General features: G+C 69.5%; 6 protein-coding genes. All 6 read left to right on the top strand.

All coding sequences use genetic code 11. The features are described 5' to 3' along the window. Positions 1 to 120 precede the first annotated feature (120 nt). The 6 genes from ABT245_RS41615 (at position 121) to ABT245_RS41590 (ending at position 4,228) form a co-directional block, all read left to right on the top strand. Positions 121 to 312 (top strand): hypothetical protein, encoded by a 192-nt coding sequence (locus tag ABT245_RS41615; RefSeq protein WP_351745059.1) that lies wholly within the window; start codon positions 121 to 123, stop codon positions 310 to 312. Further along, positions 309 to 500, top strand: a complete 192-nt coding sequence (locus ABT245_RS41610; protein WP_351745057.1) for a hypothetical protein — start codon at positions 309 to 311, stop codon at positions 498 to 500. The genes ABT245_RS41615 and ABT245_RS41610 overlap by 4 nt, the downstream gene beginning before the upstream one ends. 449 nt (positions 501 to 949) lie before the next feature. Then, the gene (locus ABT245_RS41605; RefSeq protein WP_351745055.1) at positions 950 to 1,441 is read left to right on the top strand and encodes a plasmid mobilization protein; all 492 of its coding nucleotides are present in this window, start codon (positions 950 to 952) and stop codon (positions 1,439 to 1,441) included. A gap of 14 nt (positions 1,442 to 1,455) precedes the next feature. Then, the gene (locus ABT245_RS41600) at positions 1,456 to 3,168 is read left to right on the top strand and encodes a relaxase/mobilization nuclease domain-containing protein (RefSeq protein ID WP_351745052.1); all 1,713 of its coding nucleotides are present in this window, start codon (positions 1,456 to 1,458) and stop codon (positions 3,166 to 3,168) included. Between the two features lie 76 nt (positions 3,169 to 3,244). Next, entirely contained in the window at positions 3,245 to 3,700 is a 456-nt protein-coding gene (locus ABT245_RS41595; RefSeq protein ID WP_502982297.1) for a hypothetical protein, read from the top strand. A gap of 78 nt (positions 3,701 to 3,778) precedes the next feature. Further along, the gene (locus ABT245_RS41590) at positions 3,779 to 4,228 is read left to right on the top strand and encodes a hypothetical protein (protein WP_351745046.1); all 450 of its coding nucleotides are present in this window, start codon (positions 3,779 to 3,781) and stop codon (positions 4,226 to 4,228) included. Positions 4,229 to 4,246 lie beyond the last annotated feature (18 nt).

Below are 4,246 nucleotides of genomic sequence, written 5' to 3'. Positions count from 1 at the left end.
CCAACGGTGCAGAGGGAACAGAGCGTGCAGACGGCGCCTCGGGGCAGAGGGAGCCGCCGAGGCCGCGCGCCACAGGGCCGGCGCCCGTCACGTGAGGAGCAAGAGGCCGTAAACGAGCTCGTGCAGCAGGTTCTCCCGCATGTGCCGGCCCTTCTCGAACGTGATGGCAATGCGGCCCTGACCAGGGTGCAACTGCGGGAGATCCTGCGGCGCGAGGACCTCACCGGCGGGCGGAACGACCGGCTGGGCCTCGTACTGCAGCAGTTGCGACAGGGAACGGCCACGACGACGAACAGGAGCAGGAACCGGTGAAGACCTGCCGCCGCTTCACGACGATCCGCACGCAGTACGAGCGGGAGATCAGCTTCCTTCGCGCCCACGCGCAACGGCATGCCGGCCGGCCCTCGGCGAAGAGCAGCGCGACGTACGCCATATCAGCGAAGCAGCGGATGGCCCGGGCGCTGACCGCCCACACCATCAGCTGCATCGAATGCGGCTGACCCGCACAAAGCAGCAGCACAAAGCCCCGTTTGCCCACTGGTGGCCCGGCTCCGTGCCGGGCCACCGCCCCCAGGGAGGAACCAGCCATCACCCCACAAAGTCCGCGCACGCGCGTACCGTCCACCGCCGAAGCAAGCGCCTGGGCAGACGTCCTGGTCCGCAGAGGGTTCCTGCACGCCGCGGTCCTCGCCCCTACCGGCCAGTGGCTCATCCAGCACCATCCCGACAAACCTGTGACCGTCCTGGCAGGACCGACCGCCATGGTCGAGCTGGCCGCCGACATCCAGTACCGCGTCCGCACCCGAGGGCCGCGAACCCGATGACGAACCCGAACGCACAGGGCAGCGCCCACCACCGTGAGCCGAAACACAACCCGGCCCCGGGGCGAGCAAGTTATCCCCTTGGATACTCCGCCGTGAGCGGAGTATCCAAGGGCTCCCCTGCCTCCTTGAGGCAGGGAACCGTCCGGCGCCGGGGGACACCGGACGAAGAGGCCGCGACCGAGGGCGGATCGCAGCCCCAGGGGCAAGAACAGGCACACAAACACGCTGCGCCACCTCGCACGCGACGCCGCAAGTACCAGCGTCGTCAGCGCCCCCACGTACGCAACACACGCTTCAGCGACGACGAACTTGCCCGCGTCACCGCCGGCGCCGAGGCCGCCGGTCTCACCCTCGCCGGCTTCCTCGCCCGCGCGGCCCTCAACGCCGCTCGCGACCTCACCCGAACCGCCAGCGTGATAGCCGACGAACGGGAAGTGATCGCCGAGTTCTTCGCGGCCCGTCGGCACCTGGGCCACGTCGGCAGCAACCTCAACCAGATTGCCCGCGCGGTCAACGCCGGCGCCCACCCGCCCGAACTCGACGTCGTCATCGCAGCCACCGAACGCGCCGTCCAGCGCGTCCAGCACGCTACCGACCGCCTCCTTGACCAGGAGTAGGAAGCCCCACGGGCATGATCCCCAAAATCCACAAGCGCGGTCAGCGCACCATCGGCCTCCTGTACTACTTGTACGGGCCGGGCAACTACGAGGAACACACCGACCCGCACCTGGTCGCCTCCTGGGACGACAACGCCCCCGACCCAGGCCGGGATGCCGGCGCCACGCTCAAACAGCTTCAGCGACTCCTCGACCAGCCGGTCGACGCTGTCGACGCGACAGAGCGGCCCAAGAAGCACGTCTGGCACCTGTCGGTCCGCAATGCCGCCGAAGACCGGATCCTGACCGACGAGGAGTGGGGAGACGTGGCCCGCCGCATGGTCGCCGCCAGCGGCATCGACGAGCCCGAGCAGGGCGCCGGCTGCCGGTGGGTAGCCGTCCGCCACGCCGACGACCACATCCACATCATCGCCACCCTCGTCCGCGAAGACGGCTACAAACCCAAGCTCAACAATGATGCTGCCCGCGTCCAGGCCCAGGCCCGCGCTCTCGAAAAGGAACTGGGCCTGCGGCAGCTCAACAAGGGCGACGGCACCGCCGCAAAGCGCCCGACCAGCGCCGAGCGCCACAAGGCTCAACGCCACGGCCGCGAACGCACCGCGCGCGAGGAACTACGCGAAACCGTTCGCGATGCGGTGGCCGGCGCCACAAACGAGGAGGAGTTCTTCAACCGCCTGGCCGCAGCCGACCTGCTCATCCACAAACGGGTCGCCCCGTCCGGTGACCTGCTGGGGTACAAGGTGGCCCTCCTCGACGACCTCAACAAGGACGGCAAGCCGGTGTACTACCCCGGTGCACGCCTCGCCCCCGACCTGTCCCTGCCCCGCATCCGGGAACGCTGGTCCACCGATCCCCCGGGCCATGACGACGCCCCGGCACGGTCACGACCGCACCGGACGGCCTTCGCCCGCCGACGGGCTGCCACAGCGGCCTGGCAGGCGCTGATACTCATCGATCACAGCGCCGATGAGGTCGCCGCCGCCTTCATCGCAGCCACCGGGGAGGTTCTGGACGCGCTCGCACAGACCTCCGCCGCCTATACCCGGCGCGAACTACGCGAAGCCGCCAGGGCGTTCGAGCGTGCCTCCCGCTCCCACGTCCGCGCCGAACGCGGCCATGACCACGCGCTGCGGCAAGCAGCCCGCGACCTCGTACGCAGCGGACCTGCCCCGGGCCGCGGTGAGGACGGAGCGACCACCGCCATGGTGATCGACATGCTGTTCTTCCTCATCACCGCCGCCGCCCACTGGCACGCGAAACGGGACCATGCCCAGCAGGCCGCCGCCGCCCGACAAGCCGCCGAACATCTGCGCACCGCATACCAGCATGCCGCCGTCCAACCGTTGAACGCCCTCGACCGGCGTGGCCGCAAGCTCAGCCGCCCCATGCGCCAGCGCCAGACCACCGTGCTCCACCAAGCACTGCCGGAGCTCGCCGAGCGCATCCTCGCCGAACCGGGCTGGCGCGCCCTCGCTGCCACCCTCGCCGACGCCGCGGCTGCCGGCCACGATCCGGCCGCGCTCCTCACCGACGTCGCCGGGCGACGGGAGCTGGACAGTGCGGAGTCACTCAGCGACGTGCTGGTATGGCGGCTCCGCCGGGCAGCCGGCCTCCCCGCATACACCACCAGCAGTCCGCCGCACGGCCGCCCCGCAGAACGCGCCGGTCGCCGCACACAGCAGCCGGCACAGCCGACGAAGAATGGTAGCCCGAGGCAACTGCTATAGGATTTGCGAATAGAACCTGGCCACAGAGCTGGGGGACGATCATCATGTCTGCAGGACGAGACGAGGGAGGACCTGGTTGTTCCACCGTATACACCGTCGCCGCGCACTGCAGGAGAGCCGGGAAATGCTGCGTTGGCACGCCGAGTTCGGCGCACACATAGCCGATCAGGTACCGATCCCGCACCGTAGCCGGCTGGTCGGCGCTCGCGAGCCGTCTGCCGAGGCCGCGCACGAGGTGGACGACTTCCTGCCATCAGAGCTGGTGGTGCCCAGCCACGACCAGGTCGAAGGCCACATGATGCGCTGGACGAGGCCGCTCGTCCTTGACGGCGAGGTCATCTCCTGTACGACGTGCGGGACTTACCGGGACTGGGTCATCATCTCCACCCGCGGCCAGATCTGGCTGCGCTGCCGGTCCGGCCACCAGCAGCAGGAGACGCGGCTCGACGCCGCCTGGTACAACCGGAACTCCGGCCCCAGCGATGCGACACATGCCACTTTCGAGGACTGCCTCCGGCACCTCGGTCACTAGTTCTCATCCCCCTCGCCCCCATCGGGCCCGCAGGCCCGCACTGCCCGACCTGTCAGCGAGCACCAAGGGGTCATCTCCGTGCGCATTCGTATCGCCACCACCGCCCTCGGCCTCACCGCCGCCGTCCTCGCCCTGCCCGCCTGCTCAGACCGTTCCGGTGAGGCAAATCCGGCGTCCCCGTCGACCGCCCGAGTCGGCCACCACGCCGGCACCGGCGGGGAGACCACTGCGCTGTCCGCTGCGGAGCTGGAAGCTCGTCTGCTCGACGAGAACAACCTCGGCACCGGCTACGAGCGGAAGCCACAGAGCACCGTCCGGCACGCCGACGTCACCGTGCTCGGGTGTCCTGCCCTTGATGAACTCGGAGGCGAGGCAGCAACCGGCGGTTCGCTCGACTTCCCCCGCAAGGCGACGGCCTCCTTTACCTCCCGGAGCGGAAACGGCTCGGAGGTCTCAGCCTGGATCCACCGCGTGAAGGTCGGTCTGGGGACGGGGAAATGGGAAGAGGTGCCTGCTGACCTGGGATGATGGGAGTTCCTACGCCCT

The organism is Streptomyces sp. NPDC001508 (assembly GCF_040298665.1).
In the GTDB taxonomy this organism is placed as follows: Bacteria; Actinomycetota; Actinomycetes; order Streptomycetales; family Streptomycetaceae; genus Streptomyces.
The sequence above is the reverse complement of the archived record's forward strand: the minus strand, read 5'-3'. Positions and strand labels throughout refer to the sequence as shown.